This is a genomic window from Nocardia sp. NPDC055321 (assembly GCF_053645575.1).
Genome location: NZ_JBSHMS010000032.1, coordinates 54,589 through 73,925, shown reverse-complemented (window position 1 = coordinate 73,925; position 19,337 = coordinate 54,589). Strand labels below are relative to the sequence as shown.

The following is a 19,337-nucleotide window of genomic DNA, read 5'->3' as shown; positions in this document are numbered from 1 at the left end:
CGATCGGTCTTGGACGCAACAGCCGGGGCCGCAGCAGGATCGGGGACGTGAGTGAGCAGATGACCGCGCTGGTGACCGGCGCGAACAAGGGCATTGGATACGAGATCGCCGCCGGGCTGGGAGCGCTCGGCTGGCGTATCGGTGTGGGCGCGCGCGATTCGCACCGCCGGGACGTCGCGGTGGAGAAACTGCGCGCGGCCGGCGTCGACGCGTTCGGGGTACCGCTCGACGTGACCGACGACGACAGCGTCGCCGCGGCGGCGGAGGTGATCGCCGAGCGCGCCGGCGGACTCGACGTTCTGGTCAACAACGCCGCGATCACCGGCGCGCTGCCGCAGACCGCGGCCGCGCTCGATCCCGCGACCGTGCGAACCGTCGTGGAGACCAACGTGATCGGGGTCGCCCGGGTCACCAACGCGATGTTGCCGATGCTGCGCGTCTCGTCCGCGCCGCGGATCGTCAACGTGTCCAGCAGTGTCGGGTCGCTCGCGCTGCAGACCGCGCCGGGCAGTGACATGGGTCCGGTTCCCGTCGCCTACCTGGCCTCGAAGACCTTCCTCAACGCCCTCACGATCCAGTACGCCCGGGAACTGGGCGACACCGGGATCCTGATCAACTGCGCCTGCCCGGGCTTCACCGCCACCGACCTCAACGGTTTCACCGGCGTGCGGACACCGGAACAGGGCGCTGCCATCGCGATTCGGCTCGCGACCCTGCCCGGCGATGGACCGAGCGGCGGATTCTTCGATGACGCAGGAACCGTGCCCTGGTGACGGGCGCACCGGTTCGTCGACGCGAGCCCTCCGGCAACCGCTCTTGACGCCAATCTCCCGTGCCGCCGTCGGTACTGCGGCGAGGGTGGCCGGCAACCTCCGGACGGCGCGTTTCAGGGGCTGAAATCACGTCTCTCCGAACGAATTTCACGGCCCCTGAAACAGGCCCGAGAGCCCCCGAATCGGGACCGCAACACCCTTCTTCGTGGGGCTTTCGCATTATTGCGAATGCCATTCTTGCCGATGAGATTTCATTTGTTCGCGCACGCAAAACCCGGCCTTGAACTCCCGTTTCCGGTGTGTCAAGATCACCCGCATCGGCTCGGGGGAGTCAGTCGATGATCCGAATACGTTGCGGGACACAGTCATCGGCGACTGGTCGACCGCTGCATCGAACTACTCCGAGGAGCAGCTGTGCGCACCATCGTCATATCGCGGGAAGTCCCGGGTACGCCCGAGGCGTTGTTCGCCACCATCACCACGCCGGCGACGTGGGAACACTGGGTCGCGACGCATCGGGAGTTCCTCACCACCCCGCCCGAGCGGCTGGACGAGGGCGCGCGCTTCACCGCCGAGATCCTGCTGTACGGGATGGTCGAGGAGATCGAGTGGGTCGTCGCGCGGCTGGACGAGGCGCGCAAGGTCCGGCTGTACGGCACGGCGCGGTCCGGCGTGCACTGCGACCTGACCTACTGGCTGACCGGGACCGAGCACGGCACCGAGGTCACCGCGAGCGTGGTGCTGACCGGGACGACCCTCACGGGTGAGGACGCCCCGCTGGTCGAGAAGCACAGCCACACGCAATTGGATTGCACCCTGGGGCAATTGGGGGCGATGGCGGGCGCGCTCGCGAGCTGATCAGCGATCGGCGCGCAGCAGCAGCACCCCGCTCGGCGTCAGGCCGCCACTGCTGGTGACCGCGACGCGGGCGTCCGGAATCTGGCGCGGCCCGCCCTGGCCGCGCAGCTGGACCACGGCCTCGTGGATCAGGCCCATGCCGTGTGTTCTGCCGTGCGAGAGCTGACCGCCGTGGGTGTTCAGCGGCAGCACCCCGTCACGAGCGATGTTCTTGCCTTGGGCGAGAAAGTCTTTCGCCTCGCCGATACCGCAGAAGCCGAGGGCTTCGATCCAGGACAGGCAGTTGAAGGTGAACCCGTCGTAGAGCTCGGCCACGTCGACGTCCGCGGGGCGCAGGTCGGTGCGCGACCACAGGTGCGCGGCCTGGCCCAGAACCTGCGGCTCGTGGGTGAGCGTGCTCTGATCCCAGGCGAGGCGTTCGATGATCTGGGTGCCGACCGCCTCGACCAGAACCGGGGGCTGCGCCAGGTCGGCCGCGGCCTCGCGAGCCGACACGATGACCGCGACGGCGCCGTCGCAGGGGACGTCGCAGTCGTAGAGTCCGAACGGCGTGGTGATCGGGCGGGCGGACAGGTAGTCGTCCATGGTGAGCGGGTCGCGGTAGATCGCAGTCGGGTCCAGGGCGGCATTGGCGCGCTGATTGAGCGCGATCCAGCCCAGGGTTTCGCGGTCGGTGCCGTAGCGGTGGAAGTGCCGCTGGGCGTTCTGGGCGAGGGTGTGCGCGGCCGAGGTGGCCCCGAACGGGGCGATCCAGCCCTCGGCGCGCGGGGCGGGCGCCGGCATCCGGCCGGTGCGAATCAGTTCCGCGTAGGTCGACTCCCAGACGGTGCGGAAGCACAGCACGTGCCGCGCCAGCCCGGAGGCCACCGCGAGCATGGCCGCGATCACCGAACCGCCGGGCCCGAAGGTGTCCAGTCCGCCGTTGTACCAGGTGGGCCGGATGCCCAGGGCGGTCTCCAGCGCGGTGACGCCGCCCTCCCCGAACGGCCCAGGCAGGCCCGGACCCGGGTAGGTGGACAGGCCGTCGATGTCCTCGAGCCGCAGTCCAGCGTCGGCGACCGCGGCCTCGGCCGCCTGCACGGTGAGCGCGAGCGGACTCACCATGAGGCGGCGTCCGATCGGTGACATGCCGATCCCGGTCAGCGCGACCCTGTCCTCGAACTTCTCTCGGTTTGCCATGGGCCGCACGTGATCCCGCATCGCGGTGGGTTCGATCTCGTCGACCGGGAGCGGGTCGGGCGCGCCGGCGCCGGGCCGGAACAGCGGCAGCCACACCTGTTCGACCTGTTCGAAGACCACCTCCATCGCCATGCCCAGGGCCAGATCCGCCGCCGCGCACTCGATGACGTTGGTGGTCAGGCGAACCCGCGCATCCTCCACGAGCGCCACCTGCGCGACCACGTAGGGCGCGGGCAGTCCGGGCAGCGAGAAGCGGTGGTTCTCGGTGAACCCGATGAGCGTGGCCCGGCCGGAAACCTCGCGCACGCCCATGTCCCGGCCGTGGCAGTAGCGGCACACCGGCTGCGGCGGATGGATGAGCGCCGTGCAGGACCGGCACTCCTGGATCCGGAGTCGCCCGTCCGCGCCCGAGGTCCAGAAGAATTCGTTCTCGGGCGTCAGTGACGGCACGGGGCGGTGCGCGGTGCTCACGTGTACTCCTTCGGTTGGCCCTGATATCAAGGCGTTCAGTGATTTCGGGGGGCCGTGGAGTCGAGGGCATCGGCACCCGATTCCACGGCGCAGGATTCCCAGAATTCGACGAGGGCGGCGGTCGGGTCCGAGGCGCTGCCGGGGCGCATCCTGCCGTCGGCGGATCTGGCCACCAGCTCGGCCAGCAGTGCGGCCGGGTCGTGTCCGTCGAACTCGTAGACGGCCAGGAACCGCACCGGACCGTCGGCGCTCACGAGGCGAAAGCGCCTGCAGGACTTCACCGCCGGGACCGCGAGCATGTCGGGTACGTGCACGCTCGAGTACCAGTGGTCGAACTCGTCCACCCGGTCCGGATAGGGGGTGGAGGTCACGTGCATGAACATCGGCCCGGCCTTTCGCTCGCTGAATATGCCATTCTCTCGAATGGGAAATATCGTTTCTGGACGGTGGCCCGCGCCGACCGTCTCCCGATCACCGAGGATGTGCCGATGACCGAGTGGTTCCTGTTCCTGCCCCAGATCCGCATGGGCATAACGGATATCGTCGATCGGGCCCGGGCCGCCGAGGATGCCGGATTCGACGGGATGGCCTTCATCGACCACCTCGTCGCCCCGGGCGCGCCCGCCCAGCCGATGTGGGAGGCGATGACGGTCGCGACCTGGGTGGCCGCGCGCACCACCCGGCTGCGCATCGGCCACCTGGTGCTGTGCGACGCGTTCCGGCATCCGGCGGTGCTGGCCAAACAGGCCGTCACCCTGCAGGAGGCGACCGGCGGGCGATTCGAACTCGGCCTCGGCTCCGGATCGGTGCCCGCCGAGCTGGTCCAGTTCGGAATCACCGAAGCGATTGCCGCACAGCGTCATACGCGACTGGAGCAGACGATCGACCTGCTGGTGGGGTACTGGGACCCGGCACGGGAGCCGGAGCTGCCGCCGCGCCCGGCGACGCCGATTCCGCTCGTGCTCGGCGGCACCGGGCCGCGCCTGCTCGAGCTGGCGCGCGAACACGCGACCTGGTGGAATCTGCCCGCGACACACCTGGATCGGCTGACCGAGCTGGCGGGCCGGGTGGGCCCGGCCCGGGTGTCGATTCAGCAGATGGTGGCCTTCGTCGCCCCGGGCGCCCAGGAGAGTTCGGTGCGTGAGACCGCCGAACGCCGGTTCGGCTATCTCGGCGGCGGCCTGGTGTGCGGTGACGCCGAAGTCCTGCGCGCACATTTCACCGCCCTCGCCGATCGTGGCGTGCAGCGCTTCTACGTCTGGTTCGCCGACTTCGCGGACCCGAAAACCCTGGCCGCGTTCGGCGATTCGGTCATCGCAGGCTTTCCGCGCTGACGCCGGATCCGGGCCGGGCGGTGCGGACCGCCCGGCCCGCGGGCTCACACGTTGAGCAGTCGCGCCAGGTTGCCGCCCATGATCAGCTGCTGATCGGCGAGCGTCATGTCCTTGATCTCGTGGATGTAGCGCGCCGGTTCGGCCAGGCCCTCCGGGTGCGGCCAGTCCGAACCGAACAGCACGTGATCCGCGCCGATCATGTCCGCGGTCGCCTGCAGATCCTCTTCCCAGAACGGGCTGACGTACAGGCTGCGCTTGAGCGCCTCGACCGGATCGTTGAATCCGAAGCCCTCGGGCGCCTTCTTGTGCGTGTCGTGCAGCGTCTCGAGCAGCGGCGCCAGCCACGAGCAGCCGTTCTCGATGACGGCGATCTTGAGTTCGGGGAAACGGAACAGCGCGCCGTGACACACCCAGGACGCGACCGCGTCGGTGACCGGCCGCCAGGCCATGGTCATCTGGAACGTGTTGGTCTGGAAGGGCAGCATCTCGAGGCTGGTCCCGTCCCACTCCGCGCCGTAGCGCGAGTACCCCGAATCCGAGGAGTGCATGGTGACCAGCACGTCGTGCTCGACGACCTTCTTCCAGAAGGGATCGAATTCCGGCAGCGCGAACGAGCGCATGCCGCGCAGGCCCGGCACCGGCGCGGGACGCACCAGAATCGCCTTGGCGCCGCGCTCGACACACCATTCCAGCTCTTCGATCGCCTTCTCCACGATCGGCAGGCTGATGACCGGCACGTTGAAGATGCGGTCCGAGTGCACGAAGTTGCCGTTCTGGCCCCAGTCGTCGAGCATCCAGCGGTTGAGCGAATGCACCACGGCGTGAATGAGATCCGGGTAGTCGCGCATGCGCTCTTCGATGAGGCTGGCCAGGGTGGGGAACATCAGCGCGCGATGCAGCTGGAGGTCGTCCATGACCTTCAGGCGCGCTTCGGGATTGCGGAACGCGTCCTGCGCCGGGATGGCCCTGCCGAAGATCTCGCGCTTGCTCTTGCCCTCGGGATTGCCGTTCTTGAAGTAGTCCTCCATGGCCCCGGGCGCGGCGACGTAGTCGAACGTGGGGTTGGGGATGTATTCGCTGATCTGGCCCAGGACGGCGATCTTCTTGCGGCCGTTGATCTCCACGTACTTGATGGCCCCCTCGTACTCCTTGGGGAGGTACCGGGTCAGGGACTCTTCGGTCTCGTACAGGTGGTTGTCGGCGTCGAACAACTGATACGGCAGATCGACCTTGGTCATGAGAATCTCCTTCGCTTCACAGAGAATCGTATTCTCACGCTTGGTCGGAGGCAATGTCTTGCCGGAGGCGGAACTTCTGCACCTTGCCGCTGGGCGTGCGCGGGAAGTCGTCGACCACCCGAAGTTCCTCGGGCCATTTCTGTTTCGCCAGGCCCTGTGCGGCGAAGTGCGCGCGGACCTCGTCGAGGGTCGGGGCGTCCCGGCCCGGGCGCAGGCGCAGCACCGCGGCGGCGTGCTCGCCGAGCCGGGCGTCGGGGGCGGCGACCACGGCGGCCTCGGCCACCGCGGGCAGCCCCAGGAGCACCTCCTCGACCTCCACCGCGCTGATGTTCTCGCCGCCGCGGATGATCAGGTCGGTGGTGCGGTCGGTGATGCTCAGGTAGCCGTCCGCGTCCAGGACCCCGATGTCGCCGGTGTGGTACCAGCCGTCGGCGTCGAAGGCGCGGTCGGTGAGCTCGGGGTCGGTGTAGCCCAGGCACAGGTCCGGGCCCCGGCTCACGATCTCCCCGTCCTCGGTGAGGCGAATCTCCACCCCCGGCATGGGATCTCCGTCGGTGTACAGGCGTTTGCCGAGTGCCGCGGTGTGTTTGGACGCGGTCACCGAGGGGTGCTCGGTGCTGCCGTAGGAGCGGTACACGATGATGCCGAGGTCGGTCAGGCGGGTGGTCACCGCGGCCGGCACCGGGGCGCCGCCCATTCCCGCGTAGCGCATGTAGCGCAGGTGGCCGGGGGTGAAGTCGGGATGATCGATCAGGCTCGTCATGTAGTACGGCACGCCGCCGGCGACGTTCACGCCGAATTCGGTCATCAACGCCAGTGCGCGTTCGGGGTTCCACACGTCGAGCAGGTGGATCGGGGCCGCGTTGAGCACCGAGATGAGCAGCGCGTTGACCATGCCGATGAAGTGCCCGACGGGCGCGGCGGTCAGCTGCGGGCCGAAGTCGTCGGGATAGTGACCGCCGAGCTGACGGGTCTCGAAGCCCAGGGTGCGATGGGAGTGGATGACGCCCTTGGGATCCCGGGTCGTGCCGGAAGTGAAGGCGATGAGCGCGGGCGCGTCGGGATCGACCGCCGCCACGCCGATCATGGGCTCGTCGGCGAGCAGATCGTCGAAGTCGCGGCCGACCACGCCCACCACGGGCACGTCCGCGTAGACGGCGGGGTCGAACTCGAGGGCGCCGAACCGTTCGAGGGTGATGAACGCCTTGGGGCGGGTGGTCTCGAGGATGTACCCGACCTCCTTGCGGCCGTAGAAGTGCACGATCGGCACCACCACCGCGCCCAGCAGCGCCGAGGCCCAGAAGGTCGCCGCGGCCTCCATCCAGTTGGGGAGCTGGAAGGCGACCCGGTCCCCCGCCTTCACACCCCGCGCGGAGAGCCCGGCGGCCAGGCGCCGGGCGACGGTCTCGACGTCGCTGATCCGGCCGGACCACGGCCGCGTCTCCGAATGCACTTCGAAGCGTTCCCCGGGGGCCGCGGCCAGGCCCCGGGCCAGCAGGTCACCCAGTGATTCGTCGGTCCACCACCCCTCGGCCAGATACCGCTCCACCAGATCCGTTGGCACCTTGCGCATTTCGATGATCTCCCATATCCGGCACCGAACGATGCGCCGGGCGCATCGATGTCAGGGGCGGCTCGACTTGCGGGCACACCCGAATGGATATGTTATTCTCACGAATGAGAATCCGATATTCATTCGCCGAACTTCGGAGCTAGGAGCACCATGGCCGGCCGGACAGACTCCGCACCCCGGGCCGGTGCGAACTCCCCCGTCCGGGAGTGGGATCAGGGCGAACTGCTGCGGCTGATGGACGTGCGCCCCGAACCCGGCGGCCGGTATCTCGCCCCGGCGCACGGGCCGACCGAGCGCAATGTCGTCGAGGCCGGGCAGCTGCTGGGCGCGACCGTGGTCGCCGCGGCGAAGGCCGTTCCGGCGCAACGGGTCACCTCGGTGTCGATGGTGTTCTCCCGGGTCGCCCGACATGATGAACCGCTGACCGTGGCCCTCGAGGTGCCGCACGCCGGGCGGGTGCTGTCGACCGCGCAGGCGCGGGTGATCCAGGGCGACAAACAGTGCGCCACCGGCGTGGTGCTGCTGGACGCGGGCGCGCCCGATCTGATCCGCTCGGCCGAACCGATGCCGCGGGTCACCGCGCCGGAGCTGTTGCGCCCGCTCGACATTCCCGGCGGCGTCGTGCGCGGGCGGGACATGCGGGTGGTGGACGACGCCTACGACCCGTACCGCGAGCAGACCGGTCCGGCGGAGTTGTTCGTGTGGACGCGTTTCCGGGACGCGCCGGACCGGCCGGAGCTGCACGCCGCGCTGCTCGCGCAGTCGACAACGCACTGGACCGTGGCCGCGGCGCTGCGCCCGCACGCCGGTTTCAGCGAAGCCATGGCACACCATTCGATCTCCACCGGAATCACCATGGCCACGATCACCTTTCACGACGACGTCGATGTGAGCCGATGGCTGCTGTACGCGACCCGCGTGGTGTACGCCGGGCGCGGGCATGCCCAGGGTGACGGGCGGATCTACACCGAGCAGGGCGAGCTGGTCGCCTCCTACGGCGTGCACGCCATGGTGCGGGCGTTCCCCGCGTCGGGCGTACCGGATTCGGGAACTCGTTTGTGAACAGCATCGGGCCGGAAGCCGGCCCGGCGGAAGGGGAGAGATGATGGAGTCGGGGTATCTCGAATGGCCGGACTACCGGGTCGATGTGAGCCGCGTGCGCAATCTCGTGCGGGCCACCCGGGACGGCATCGTGCTGGCGGAGTCGAGCAGCGCCCTGCTGGTGGCCGAACAGGATCACGGCATCGTGTTCTATCTGCCCGCCGCCGATGTGCGCTTCGATCTGCTCGAGCCCGCGGTGGGCACCTCGCGGTGCCCGTTCAAGGGTGAGGCGCGGTACTGGCGCGAGATCGGCGGGACCGAGCCCATCGCGTGGGAGTATCCACAGCCGCACACCGAAGTCGCGATACTGCGCGGGCACCTGGCCTTCTATCAGAACCAGGTGCGGGTGGAGGTCGGCGTCGCGGTTCCGGCGGTCAAGCGACCGTCATGAACGCCGTCCGCGAGCGCGTACGGCGCGGGCGCTCAGCGCATCTGGAACGGCCCACCGTCGATGGCGGTGGCCAGCGGGCCGAGGTCGATGCCGAGTTCGGCGGCCGCGGTGAAGCAGGCCGCGACATCCTTGCGCAGGTACCGCACCACGACGTGCTCGAAACCCGTGGTGCCCCCGGCGGTATGGATGGTGCCCGCCGCGTGACTGCGCCCGCTGCACACGAGCAGCGCGCGCAGCAGATCGTCCTCCTCGATACCGAGTTCGCGGCCCACCCGCAGGGTGGTGGTGGCCAACTGCGCGTTGGCCGCGAACAGGGCGTTGTTCAGCAGTTTCACCGTCAACGCGCTGCCCAGGCCGCCGGTGGGCACGATGGTGCTCGCGTAGGCGCCCAGCACGGGGGTGACCGCGGCGACCGCCGGGGCCGGCCCGCCGAGCAGCACGGTCAGCGTGCCCTCGGCGATGTCCAGGGGCGAACCGCTGACCGGTCCGTCCAGCAGGATCGGCCCGTCGGGGCACGCGGCGGCGAATTCGCGCACGGTGGACGGGGATCCGGTGGTGTGCGAGACGACCATGGCCTCGGGCGCGGCGTGCGCGAGCACTCCGTCCGGACCACCGAGCACTTCGGTGACCTGTTCGTCGGAGTACACGCAGACGATGATGATGTTCCCGCGCACCGCGACCTCGGCCACCGAGTCGACCACGTCGGCACCCATGGCGCGCAAGCGTTCTCGCACGGACGTGCGGCGCGCGAACGCCACCACCTCGTGTCCGGAGCGCAGCAGCCGGGCAACCATCGGTTCGCCCATCTGGCCCGCTCCGACGAAACCGATGACCTCGGACATGGGCGGCACTCCTGTCGTTCGGCGAACGAACCCGGATCGGCAGTGGCGGTTCCGGGATTCGATGAGATCGAGAGACCCTTGAACGGGTCAATTGTCTGTCTTACAGTTTGTAATACCATAGATGATCGCGGGTGTGTCCGGTTCCCGGGTACACGGCGCGCATCACATGGTCGTAATCGGGAGAGATCATGAGCGACGACAACTTCACCGTCATCCGGCCGCGGATCCGCGAGGCGCTGATCACCGCGGCGGACACCCTCGCCGACGGGGTCCGCGCGAAAATCCTGCACAGCCCGCGGCCGGTGTTCATGTACTACGTCGCCCAGACCTTCGACGCGACGCGAAACACGCTGGCACAGGGTCTCGAACCGTTCCCCGCCACGCCCGCGCAGCAACTGTGCCTGCACCTGATGTGCGCGTACGTGGAGCGGTATCGCGACGCGGTCGACTACGACATGGCACGCATGCGGGCGAGGCTGCTGCCCGAGGGCCACCACGAAGTGCTGGCCGGGCTGGGGCGCGGATCCGTGAAGCAGCCGGAGTCCTACGATTTCGTCGCACTCGGGGACGCGCTGAGCGGCAGTGGAATGAGCGCCTTCTTCGCTCCGCTCGAGCCCGACAGCCTGGTCGCGTGAATTCCCGGCGGAGCGGGACTCCCGGGATGAGCGTCCGATGCTGAGATCCGCCCTGGGGTTGGCGGGCATCGGGCGCGAGGTGGTCCGGACCGGGTTCGAGCGGACCGGCCGCGGGGGTGAGCTGCCCCGGCGGGCCGAGGAGCTGACCACGCGGTGGTTGTGCACGGCACTCGGAGTGCGCGCGGACGGGATTCGCGGATTCCGGGTGCTCGACGCGGATTCGGGCACTGCGGCTCGGGTCCGCATCGGTCTCGACGGTGACGACGTTCCGGCGAGCCTGTTCCTGAAGCTGCCGCCGCGCGACTACACCCAGCACGTGCTGCTGAATCTGTTCGGGCTCGGTGTGCGGGAGGTGCTCGCCTATCGGGCATTGGGCGAGACTCCACCCGTGCGGGTGCCGCGCTGTCACTATTCCGGGGTAGGCGCGGGCGGCCGTCGAAGCGTCCTGCTCCTCGAGGACCTGGCCGGATCGGCTCGATTCAGGACGGTGCGCGAATCGGTCAGCGCGGCCGAGGCGTTCGCTGTTGCCGACGCGATGGCCGCGCTGCACGGGAGCTACTGGGAGTCCGCGCGCTTCGGCGCGGATCTGGCGCCGCTGACCCGGCGCACAGCCGCCGAGATCCGCTTGGGCACCCTCATCCGCCGAGTCTTCCTGCGCGACATCAAGGGCCACGCCGCCGATCTGATCCCCGCGCCGATGAAACGCCGAGCACGGATGTTCTTCGAACGCGCCGGGGAGATCGACGCGTTCTGGGCGGCCCAGCCGCGCACCCTCACGCACGGTGATCCGCATCTGGGCAACCTGTTCTTCCAGGGGGCCGAGCCGGGCTTCCTGGATTGGCAGATCGCCGGCGCCGGGGCCGGGATTCGCGATGTCGCCTATTTCGCCTGCGCCTCGGTGGAACCCGAGCTGTTGCGTGGCATCGAGCGTGAGCTGGTCGAGCGGTACGAGCAAGGGCTGGCGCGGCACGGGGTCCGGGTGGATGGTCAGTGGCTGTGGACCTGCTACCGCGCGGCCACCACCGAGCTGTTCCTCGCCGCCGTGTGCACCGCCGAGGCAGGTGATCGCATGCAGCCGGCGGCGGTCTCGCGGGTCGGTGTGGAACGGGCGGTAGCCGCGGTCGAGGCGCACGATGGGTTCGGGACGCTGGCGCGCCTGCTGTAGTCGCGATCGATAGGCGGAGAACGCAATTCGAGGAGCCGGAACCGGTGGGGGCTCCTGGGCGCGAGTTAACCGAAGGTGCAGCGGTACTATTTACCGTGATACATACGATCGGCATCGGACAGCCTGTTGCGGGGCGCGTCGTGCCGATGTGACGAAGGACCTCATGGAGGTGGTCGAAGTAATGGCGAAGCGTGCAACCGTGGAGAAACGGCCCCGGCGAGAGCGAGGTTCGCTGAACCCCGGCGATATCCTCGACGGCGCTTTCGATCTCGCGGGACAGGTCGGGATCGACAAGCTGAGCATGCCGATGCTCGGCAAACATCTCGACGTCGGGGTGACCAGCATCTACTGGTACTTCCGCAAGAAGGACGACCTGCTCAACGCCATGACCGACAGCGCGCTGAGCACACACGCGGAAGAACTGTTCGCCGCGAACCGGATTCGATCCGGGAACTGGCGGGCCGCGCTGGGCGAGCACGCACGCACCATGCGGGATGTGTTCCGCGCCAATCCGATTCTGTGCGATCTGGTGCTGATCCGCTCCTCGCTCAGCTCGGAGGCCGCGCTGCTCGGCGCGCAGGCCACCGAACGGGTGATCGCGGAACTGGTGGCGGCCGGATTCACCTCGGACGGCGCGGTCGACACGTATTCGGCGATTCAATTGCATGTGCACGGATCGGTTGTGCTGCAGCGACTTCGAGATCGCAGTCCCGAAGCGGACGCGGAACCTCGCGCATATTACGAGCAGCTGACGATCACGCCCGGCGACACTCCCCTGCTGGCCGAGGCGGAGGAGCGAGGCCTGCACAGCGGCATGCCCGACGACCACAACTTCGAATTCGGACTCGACTGCATCCTCGAACAGGCCGAGCGATCTCTCACCGCCGGCGCACCCGCGCGCAAGCCCGCGAAGGCGGCTTCATCGTCGCGGGCCCGGCAGTCCTCGCCACACACACGCGCCACGAAGAAGGCCGTCAGCGCGACATAGGCCGCCGGTCGCACCGAACCGCCGTCATCGCCGGGCGATCCGATACGGGTCGCCCGGCGATTCGCATGCTGTCCAAAGTAGGGCTCCACAGGTATTGTACCTGTAACTGTAATACTACCAGTTGTTCTGTTTTCACCGGCCGTGGATGTCGTGCATCCGGCCGAGATCGGAGTCCGTCATGACGAATCAGCCCTCCCGTGGCCAACGCCTGCAGCGGGTGCTCATGCCCGTCACCGTGCGCGTGCTGACCGCCGTATTCAAGGTCAAGACGGCTGTCGCGACCGCGCGAGCGGCCCGCCGTGGCCGGTGAGGGCTCGATGCGAAACCCGCACTCGTGCGCGGGATTCGAGTGCCGGTGAAAGCGAAGTCGAATTCGGTCTTGACGCCACGGCACTTCGTGCAGCAGACTCGCATCTAACCGGACAACATTGTCCGGTTGCGCCGAGTTCTTCGGAACTCGCCGCCCGTGCCGGCCCCGCAACCAGTTCCGGATTCGCTCTTCCTGCAGAGCGTCCCGGACGCCGGCATGGCGGCGGCGTCCCGGTTTGCCGCCCCACCGGGACCCTCGGGGGGTGGTCGTGCACCTTCGTCACCGACCACCCCCCGGGCACCGGCAACGGCGCCGGTGGCCGCCGAGCCAATCCGGACAGTATCGTCCGGATTGGCCGCAACGGTACTACGCTGAGCCTCGTGCCGAGTCGATACCGGAGCAATCGTGGACCGGCCGTCGCGCCTGCCAATCGGCGGGCGCTGCTCAGGGCCGCACGAGAGGCGTTCGCCGAGATAGGGTTCGGCGCCTCGCTCAATGAGATCGCCAAACGCGCGGGCGTGGGGCACGGCACCATGTACCGCCACTTCCCCGACCGGATCGAATTGGCCGTCGCGGTCTTCGAATCAGACATCACGGCTTTCGAACTGCTCGACGCGCGCCGCGACAGCACCCTGGACGATTTGCTCGACATCGTGACCGCCGCCGCCACGTCCGCTGCCGCGCTGACCGAGTTGCTCATGACCCATCGCGCCGATCCGCGCGTGGCATGGCTCGACGATCGGGTCCGCCGGATCATCATCCGCATCTACGAACGGGCCCGGGCCAGTGGCCAACTCGGCCCCCATTTGACCGCCGAGCACCTCATGCTCGCCGTCGCCATGCTCGCGCTCGCGCTCGGCAAATGCGGTCACCGGGCACAGAGCGCCCGGGTCGCGAACGATGCCCGGGCGCTGTTCGGCGCCGCCTTCACTCCCCCGCTCGACCTGTCGTGACGGGCCTCGGGACGGAGCGATCACCACTGCGGGCGTGGGCGGCCTCCGGGGCGATGGAACTCACCGGGCTCCCCGGTGGCCCACCGCTCGGCGTGCCCGGGGCACCGGCTCAGCGGGTAGAGCGGGCGCTGGCGAGTACGAGGCAATGGACCTGGGAGCGAACGGGAGAGTGGCCGGATCTGCCCGGTGTCGGCGTGCTCGGCGAGCGGGCGGCGCTCGCGGGTTTGACTCGGCGCGGGCCCGAATCGTGTGGTGGGGCCTTCCGTGTGCTGCGGACGGCGGACGGGCACCTGGGGCTGTCGCTGCCGCGTGCGGAGGACCTCGATCTTCTTCCCGCGTTGACCGAAGACGCGGTGCCCGACGATGCTCCGTGGCAGGCGGTCACTCGATGGGCGGCCGAGCACTCGACCGAGGCCGCGGCGGCACGGGTGCGGCTGCTGGGGTTGGCCGGCGCCGCGGTGCCCGCGCCCGAACGCCGTTCTCGTGCCGGGGTACTCGTCACCGAGTTCGGGCGCCGCACCCATCGCCGGACCCACCCGATCGTGGTGGACCTGACCGCGCTGTGGGCCGGGCCGCTGTGCGCGCACCTGCTCGGACTCGGTGGCGCCCGCGTGATCAAGGTCGAGAGCCGCGCTCGACCCGACGGCGCACGCCGAGGCGCACCCGGGTTCTTCGACCTACTTCGTCACGGACATTCCATGCTCTGCTTGAACTTTCGCGACCCCCTCGATATCGACCGGCTCCGGCGTCTCATCGCAGCGGCGGATCTGGTCCTGGAGGGTTCCCGACCGCGAGCACTGCGCCAGCTAGGCATCGACGCCGCCGCCTGCGTCGCGCAGGGCACGTCCTGGCTCTCGATCACCGCCCGCGGGCGCGACAGCGACGCCATCGGATTCGGCGACGACGTGGCGGCCGCAGCCGGGCTCGTCATCACCGACAACGACGCGGTGCTGCCGTGCGGGGACGCGCTGGCGGACCCGCTGACCGGTATATGCGCCGCCGAGGCGGCCGCCTCGGCACTGCTGGCCGAGAACGCCCGCTTGATCGACGTCTCGATGCTCCATGTCTCGGCCGAAACGGCAACGGGCATCGTCGAAGAGCACTCCGTGTACCGGTCTGGTGAGCGATGGTGGGTGGAATCGGCCGAGGGCCGGTATCCGGTCGACCCACCGTGCGCCCGACGTGCCCCGGGCCCGGCCGGATCGCTCGGCGCGGACAACGCCGCGTTCGGGCGCGAGGTGGCCGGACGATGAGTGCGGCGAACACGCTGGGGTCCATCCTGTTTCGCGATGTCGAGGTCGCGGGCGCACACGCGGACGTCCTGGTGCGCGGGGAGCACGTCGTGACGGTTGGGCAGGTGCCGCGGGGACAGTACGACGAAGTGATCGACGGGGCGGGTGGTGCGCTGCTGCCGGGGTTGCACGACCACCATGTGCATCTGCTGGCCATGGCCGCCGCGCTGCGATCGGTGGACTGCGGGCCACGAGCGGTGCGCGGGCTGCGGGGCCTGCGCGCGGCGCTGCGGGGGGACGGCGGGGCGGGGTGGGTGCGCGGCGTCGGGTACCACGAGTCGGTAGCCGGAACCCTTGACCGTCATGTCGTCGACCGGCTGTGTGAGGATCGGCCGGTCCGGATCCAACATCGCAGCGGGGCACTGTGGATGCTGAACTCGCTTGCGCTGCAGCGGGTGGCGGGCGTGCTCGACGACTCTCCGGACGTGGAACGCGACGGGAACGGAGAGCCCACCGGCAGGCTCTGGCGCTACGACGGACGCCTGCGTGCGGCGCTCCCCGATGATCCACCCGCGCTGCACGCGGTCGGGCGGGCGCTCACCCGCGCGGGGATCACCGGGGTCACCGACGCGACACCCGATCTGGACTCGGATGCCCTCACGATTCTCACCGCCGCCCGCGCCGACAGCGCACTGCCGCAACAGGTTACGCTGCTCGGCACGGACCGGGCAACCGGACCGGGATTCACGGTCGGTCCACGCAAACTGCTGCTGCGCGACCACGACCTGCCCGACTACGACTCGCTCGCCGCCACGGTCGCTGCCACACACCGAATCGGTCGTCCCGTCGCGGTGCACTGCGTCACCCGAATCTCACTCCTGTTGACCCTGGCCGTATTCGACGATGTCGGCACCGTGCCCGGAGATCGCATCGAGCACGCGGCGGTGGTGCCCGAGGGCGTGGCCGCCCGGATGGCGTCCCTGGGCGTGGCCGTGGTGACCCAGCCCGGCTTCCTCCACGATCGCGGCGACCACTACCGGCGCGAGGTCGCCCCCGACGATCTGGAGCACCTCTACCCGCACGCCCGCCTGCTCCGCGCGGGCGTTCCGGTGGCCCTGTCCAGCGACGCACCCCACGGCCCCCTGGACCCCTGGGCGAACATGCGTGCCGCGGTAGACCGCACAACCCGCACCGGGAAGGTGCTGGCGAAATCCGAACGGGTGTCCCCGAAAACGGCCCTGTCCGCCTACCTCGGCGCTCCCTCCGATCCGGGCGGCCCCCCACGCACGGTCACCCCCGGCGCCCCCGCCGACCTGTGCCTCCTGGACGTCCCGCTGTCGGCAGCCCTCGAACAACTCGACGGCACAGCGGTACGCGGGGTCGTGATCGAGGGCCGCTGGCACACGACCCGCCACTGACTCCGACGGCTCTGAGCGCGGAGTGCTCCGGCCGCCGCCGCACCGGCCCGCAGTCTCCTGTGGCAATCTCGACGGCTGGCCGGTCGCTGCCGCCTCCGGGTGCGCGCCCGCGTCCCGGGACCGGACGGGCTGGTCCTCGTACCCCCATGCGGCGGTAGTAGATTCGCGCCGTGCGTGAAGGTGCGACGGTCGAGCCCGTCAGTGTGCGGCGGCCGCTGGAGAGCGGGCGGATCGACGAGCGGATCGGGCTGATCCGGGAACTCCTGGATCGGTGGGCCGCATTGCGGCCCAGCGACCCCCGAGCGTGGCGGAGCTGTTGGCCGCCGGTCGACGAACACGTCGTCGCCGAGCTCGAACAGCGGCTGGGCTCGCGGCTGCCGGAGGGATACCGGCGGTATCTGCTCGAGTTCGGGGAGCCCGCGCACGGGCTGATGGGTTACGGGCCCACGCCTTTCGCGGAGCAGGCCGGGGAGCGGTCCGGGGAGCCGTTCGTGCTGGACCGGCCGTGGGCGGGATGGACCGAGCAGATCAGCGAATGGGAAGACGAGGAGGGCGAGGACTTCTTCGACTGCGGGCCCGGGGAGTTCTACGGGCAGTTCGAGGACCCGCGAGACGCGTTCTTCGATCTGCCCGCGGGCGCCGAAGCGACGGACGGCACCGTCGATCTGGGCGCCACGCGCAGCCACATCATCGCCCGGCTGGTGATCAACGGGCCGTGGGCGGGGTCGGTGTGGTTCGACAGCTCCGGCTACGACGGCGCTCTGCTGGAACCGGCCGAGGGCGAGTACTGCTACCGGGACACCCGCGGGGAGTTCTTCGACGCGGGAGAATGGCTGCCGCTCACCGGGACCGCCTGGTTCCCGCCTGCGCCCGCCGGCCCGCTGGATCCCGCTCCCGGCGACTTCCTGGACCTGACCATCGAATGGCTACGACACCGGGTGCGGCAGGCCGAGGCCGAAAAGATCTGCGACGGGCTGGATCTCGCCACGTTGATCGAGGCGCGCGAGCGACTGGACGCACCGCACGACTTCGGGTATCCCAGGGGACACCGATACGGGAAGTTCACGCGCTACATCGGCCGGTTGATGCGCGACGAACTGCTCGGCGCCGCACCCACCGCGGGCGACCGGATCCTCGAACGGGCGTCCGCGCTGTTGCCGCCGACCGGCGTGCCGGTAGCGCTGATTCTCGCCCGGCGGTGGCGGGAACTGATCGACTTCGAACTGAGCGCCTTCCCCGAATCCGACCGCAGCGCCGTCAATCTGGCGCTCGCGGCGACCATGCTCGACACCGAGCCGAGTTTCCAGGCGGCCACCGGCGCGGCGAGCCCGCAGCGAACCGGCTTCGACCGGTGGGCGGTGCTCGACGCCCTCGCCCCGGCCGAGCCCGACCTGCGGCGGCGCTTCGTGACCCTGCTCCCCGAGACCGACGCCGCCGAACTCGCCCCGCTGCTCGAGATCGCCACGATCGACATCACCCCGGACGCCCTCGACACCCTGCTCGCCGCCGACCCGTCCGCATCGGATCGGACGGCGCTCACCGTCCTGCTGACCCGGGCGCTCCACGCCGATGACACCCCGGCGCCCGGCCTCGCCGAACGCCTGTGCGCGCTCGCCGTGGCCGCCGACCGGCTCGGTGAGGTCTTCGACCAGCTGAATGCCGTTGCCGGACAACGGTGGCGCGATCGCGGGGAAGCCCACCGGGAGGGTCAGCGCCGGCTCGACAGCTGTCGATAGCCTTCCGACTCCCGAAACAGCGCACGGCCCGCGTCCGTCACCCGCGCGCCTCGACGCGGAAGCCCGCGGCGAGGTTGCGGAACGCCTCGTCGAGAATGACTGTCAGCTCCCGGTTCTCGTCGGCGAGCCAGTGCTCGTAGGCCGCGATCGCGACACCGAGGGCGGCATGGGCGAGGGCCCGGGGCACCAGATCCGACGCCGGGCCGCCCAGGCGTTCGGCCGCGAAGTCGGCGACCACCGCCCGCCACGCGCGATAGCGCAGCGCCGCGTGGGCCTGCAGGGCCGGCACGCCCAGGATCAGGCGCATCCGATCTCGATGCCAGGGGATCTCGGCGGGATCGAAGCGGTTGAACTCCACCACCACCGTGCGCAGCGCGTCCATCGGGTGCTCGTCGGGGGCGACGGCCGCGAAGCGTTCGCGCATCGTGCGCAGGTGGGCGTCGAAATCGCCCCAGACCACGTCGTTCTTGGAGTCGAAGTAGCGGAAGAAGGTTCGCCGGCCGATGCCCGCGGCGTGTGCGATGTCCTCGACCGTGGTGGCATCGAAGCCGTGCCGGTCGAAGAGTTCGAAAGCCGCGCGCTCGAGCGCGAGGGCGGTGGTGGAGCGCCGCCGGCCGGGGCCGGTCGAACTCGGCTGCGTGGCGGCTGATTTCACGGTCATCGGTCTTCCTTTTCGGCACCCGGTGCCATTATGCTGTCCGTGACTGAAAATGCCATTCTCATCCGAGGAGAGTCATGATTGCCACCACTGCCGGTTCCCCCACTGCCGACGACGGCGTGCTCATCGAAGAAGACCTGCTCGTGGAAGAGGTCTCGATCGACGGCATGTGCGGTGTCTACTGACCTCGCGGGCTTCGACCCGGCCCGGCCGCATCGCCTGGCCGAGTCGGTCTCGCTGCGGCCCGAGCCCTTCGGCGCGCTGGTCTACGACTACGCCACCCGCAGGCTGTCCTTCCTGAAAACCCCACTGCTGGTGCAGGTCGTCGGCCTGCTCGAGTACCAGCCCGACGTGCACGCCACCCTGGTCGCCGCCGGGGTTCCGGCGGCCGATCATTCGCGCTATCTGGATGCGCTGGCCGGACTGGCCGCCTCCGGCACCATCGCACCGCGCCACGGCGGCTGAGCCCCGAACCGGGAGCA

At 69.6% G+C, this 19,337-nt stretch carries 21 protein-coding genes; 15 read left to right on the top strand and 6 right to left on the bottom strand.

Going from position 1 to position 19,337, the window contains the following annotated elements:
* Positions 1–47: 47 nt before the first annotated feature.
* Positions 48–773 carry an SDR family NAD(P)-dependent oxidoreductase gene (locus tag ACWIGI_RS35655; protein WP_454207952.1) on the top strand — a complete coding sequence of 242 codons (726 nt, stop codon included), beginning with the start codon at positions 48–50 and terminating at the stop codon, positions 771–773.
* A 414-nt stretch (positions 774–1,187) separates the two neighbouring features.
* Entirely contained in the window at positions 1,188–1,631 is a 444-nt protein-coding gene (locus tag ACWIGI_RS35650; protein WP_454207950.1) for an SRPBCC family protein, read from the top strand.
* Here the strand turns inward: ACWIGI_RS35650 and ACWIGI_RS35645 are convergent, their stop codons facing one another.
* A complete protein-coding gene (locus ACWIGI_RS35645) occupies positions 1,632–3,281 on the bottom strand; it encodes a thiolase C-terminal domain-containing protein (protein ID WP_454207948.1) in 1,650 nt (549 codons plus the stop codon).
* 35 nt (positions 3,282–3,316) lie between these two features.
* Positions 3,317–3,664: a hypothetical protein gene (locus ACWIGI_RS35640; protein ID WP_454207946.1), complete on the bottom strand. Its 348-nt coding sequence runs from the start codon at positions 3,662–3,664 to the stop codon at positions 3,317–3,319.
* 105 nt (positions 3,665–3,769) lie between these two features.
* Here ACWIGI_RS35640 and ACWIGI_RS35635 point away from each other — a divergent pair, with 105 nt between their 5' ends.
* Positions 3,770–4,615 carry an LLM class flavin-dependent oxidoreductase gene (locus ACWIGI_RS35635; protein WP_454207945.1) on the top strand — a complete coding sequence of 282 codons (846 nt, stop codon included), beginning with the start codon at positions 3,770–3,772 and terminating at the stop codon, positions 4,613–4,615.
* Between the two features lie 44 nt (positions 4,616–4,659).
* On the opposite strand, the gene ACWIGI_RS35630 is transcribed toward ACWIGI_RS35635, so the two are convergent.
* Positions 4,660–5,853: an amidohydrolase family protein gene (locus tag ACWIGI_RS35630; RefSeq protein WP_454207943.1), complete on the bottom strand. Its 1,194-nt coding sequence runs from the start codon at positions 5,851–5,853 to the stop codon at positions 4,660–4,662.
* A 34-nt stretch (positions 5,854–5,887) separates the two neighbouring features.
* The gene (locus ACWIGI_RS35625; RefSeq protein ID WP_454207941.1) at positions 5,888–7,426 is read right to left on the bottom strand and encodes an AMP-binding protein; all 1,539 of its coding nucleotides are present in this window, start codon (positions 7,424–7,426) and stop codon (positions 5,888–5,890) included.
* 150 nt (positions 7,427–7,576) lie between these two features.
* Between ACWIGI_RS35625 and ACWIGI_RS35620 the strand changes: the two genes are divergently transcribed.
* Together ACWIGI_RS35620 and ACWIGI_RS35615 are read left to right on the top strand one after the other, a co-directional pair.
* Positions 7,577–8,488 carry an acyl-CoA thioesterase gene (locus ACWIGI_RS35620; RefSeq protein ID WP_454207939.1) on the top strand — a complete coding sequence of 304 codons (912 nt, stop codon included), beginning with the start codon at positions 7,577–7,579 and terminating at the stop codon, positions 8,486–8,488.
* Between the two features lie 43 nt (positions 8,489–8,531).
* Entirely contained in the window at positions 8,532–8,918 is a 387-nt protein-coding gene (locus tag ACWIGI_RS35615) for a DUF427 domain-containing protein (RefSeq protein WP_454207937.1), read from the top strand.
* Positions 8,919–8,950: 32 nt separating this feature from the next.
* Here ACWIGI_RS35615 and ACWIGI_RS35610 read toward each other — a convergent pair whose 3' ends face one another.
* Positions 8,951–9,760 (bottom strand): NAD(P)-dependent oxidoreductase, encoded by an 810-nt coding sequence (locus tag ACWIGI_RS35610; protein WP_454207935.1) that lies wholly within the window; start codon positions 9,758–9,760, stop codon positions 8,951–8,953.
* A 188-nt stretch (positions 9,761–9,948) separates the two neighbouring features.
* Between ACWIGI_RS35610 and ACWIGI_RS35605 the strand changes: the two genes are divergently transcribed.
* The 8 genes from ACWIGI_RS35605 to ACWIGI_RS35570 all read left to right on the top strand — a co-directional run bounded on the left by ACWIGI_RS35605 (position 9,949) and on the right by ACWIGI_RS35570 (position 18,197).
* Positions 9,949–10,395: a hypothetical protein gene (locus ACWIGI_RS35605; RefSeq protein WP_454207933.1), complete on the top strand. Its 447-nt coding sequence runs from the start codon at positions 9,949–9,951 to the stop codon at positions 10,393–10,395.
* A gap of 37 nt (positions 10,396–10,432) precedes the next feature.
* On the top strand, positions 10,433–11,560 hold the full coding sequence (locus ACWIGI_RS35600; RefSeq protein ID WP_454207931.1) for a phosphotransferase family protein: 1,128 nt from the start codon (positions 10,433–10,435) through the stop codon (positions 11,558–11,560).
* Between the two features lie 181 nt (positions 11,561–11,741).
* The gene (locus ACWIGI_RS35595; protein WP_454207929.1) at positions 11,742–12,548 is read left to right on the top strand and encodes a TetR/AcrR family transcriptional regulator; all 807 of its coding nucleotides are present in this window, start codon (positions 11,742–11,744) and stop codon (positions 12,546–12,548) included.
* A 178-nt stretch (positions 12,549–12,726) separates the two neighbouring features.
* Positions 12,727–12,858: a hypothetical protein gene (locus ACWIGI_RS35590; protein WP_454207927.1), complete on the top strand. Its 132-nt coding sequence runs from the start codon at positions 12,727–12,729 to the stop codon at positions 12,856–12,858.
* 380 nt (positions 12,859–13,238) lie between these two features.
* Complete coding sequence (locus ACWIGI_RS35585) at positions 13,239–13,811, top strand: TetR/AcrR family transcriptional regulator (RefSeq protein WP_454207926.1); 573 nt, start codon at positions 13,239–13,241, stop codon at positions 13,809–13,811.
* A gap of 266 nt (positions 13,812–14,077) precedes the next feature.
* Positions 14,078–15,064: a CoA transferase gene (locus ACWIGI_RS35580; protein WP_454207924.1), complete on the top strand. Its 987-nt coding sequence runs from the start codon at positions 14,078–14,080 to the stop codon at positions 15,062–15,064.
* Complete coding sequence (locus tag ACWIGI_RS35575) at positions 15,061–16,461, top strand: amidohydrolase (RefSeq protein ID WP_454207922.1); 1,401 nt, start codon at positions 15,061–15,063, stop codon at positions 16,459–16,461. Before ACWIGI_RS35580 ends, ACWIGI_RS35575 begins: the two co-directional genes overlap by 4 nt.
* Positions 16,462–16,631: 170 nt before the next feature.
* The gene (locus tag ACWIGI_RS35570; RefSeq protein ID WP_454207920.1) at positions 16,632–18,197 is read left to right on the top strand and encodes an SMI1/KNR4 family protein; all 1,566 of its coding nucleotides are present in this window, start codon (positions 16,632–16,634) and stop codon (positions 18,195–18,197) included.
* Positions 18,198–18,234: 37 nt separating this feature from the next.
* Here the strand turns inward: ACWIGI_RS35570 and mftR are convergent, their stop codons facing one another.
* Positions 18,235–18,858, bottom strand: a complete 624-nt coding sequence (gene mftR / locus ACWIGI_RS35565; RefSeq protein ID WP_454207918.1) for a mycofactocin system transcriptional regulator — start codon at positions 18,856–18,858, stop codon at positions 18,235–18,237.
* Between the two features lie 74 nt (positions 18,859–18,932).
* Between mftR and mftA the strand changes: the two genes are divergently transcribed.
* On the top strand, positions 18,933–19,040 hold the full coding sequence (gene mftA, locus ACWIGI_RS35560; RefSeq protein ID WP_454207916.1) for a mycofactocin precursor MftA: 108 nt from the start codon (positions 18,933–18,935) through the stop codon (positions 19,038–19,040).
* Positions 19,030–19,320 (top strand): mycofactocin biosynthesis chaperone MftB, encoded by a 291-nt coding sequence (gene mftB / locus ACWIGI_RS35555; RefSeq protein ID WP_454207913.1) that lies wholly within the window; start codon positions 19,030–19,032, stop codon positions 19,318–19,320. The genes mftA and mftB overlap by 11 nt, the downstream gene beginning before the upstream one ends.
* The last annotated feature ends 17 nt before the right edge of the window (positions 19,321–19,337 follow it).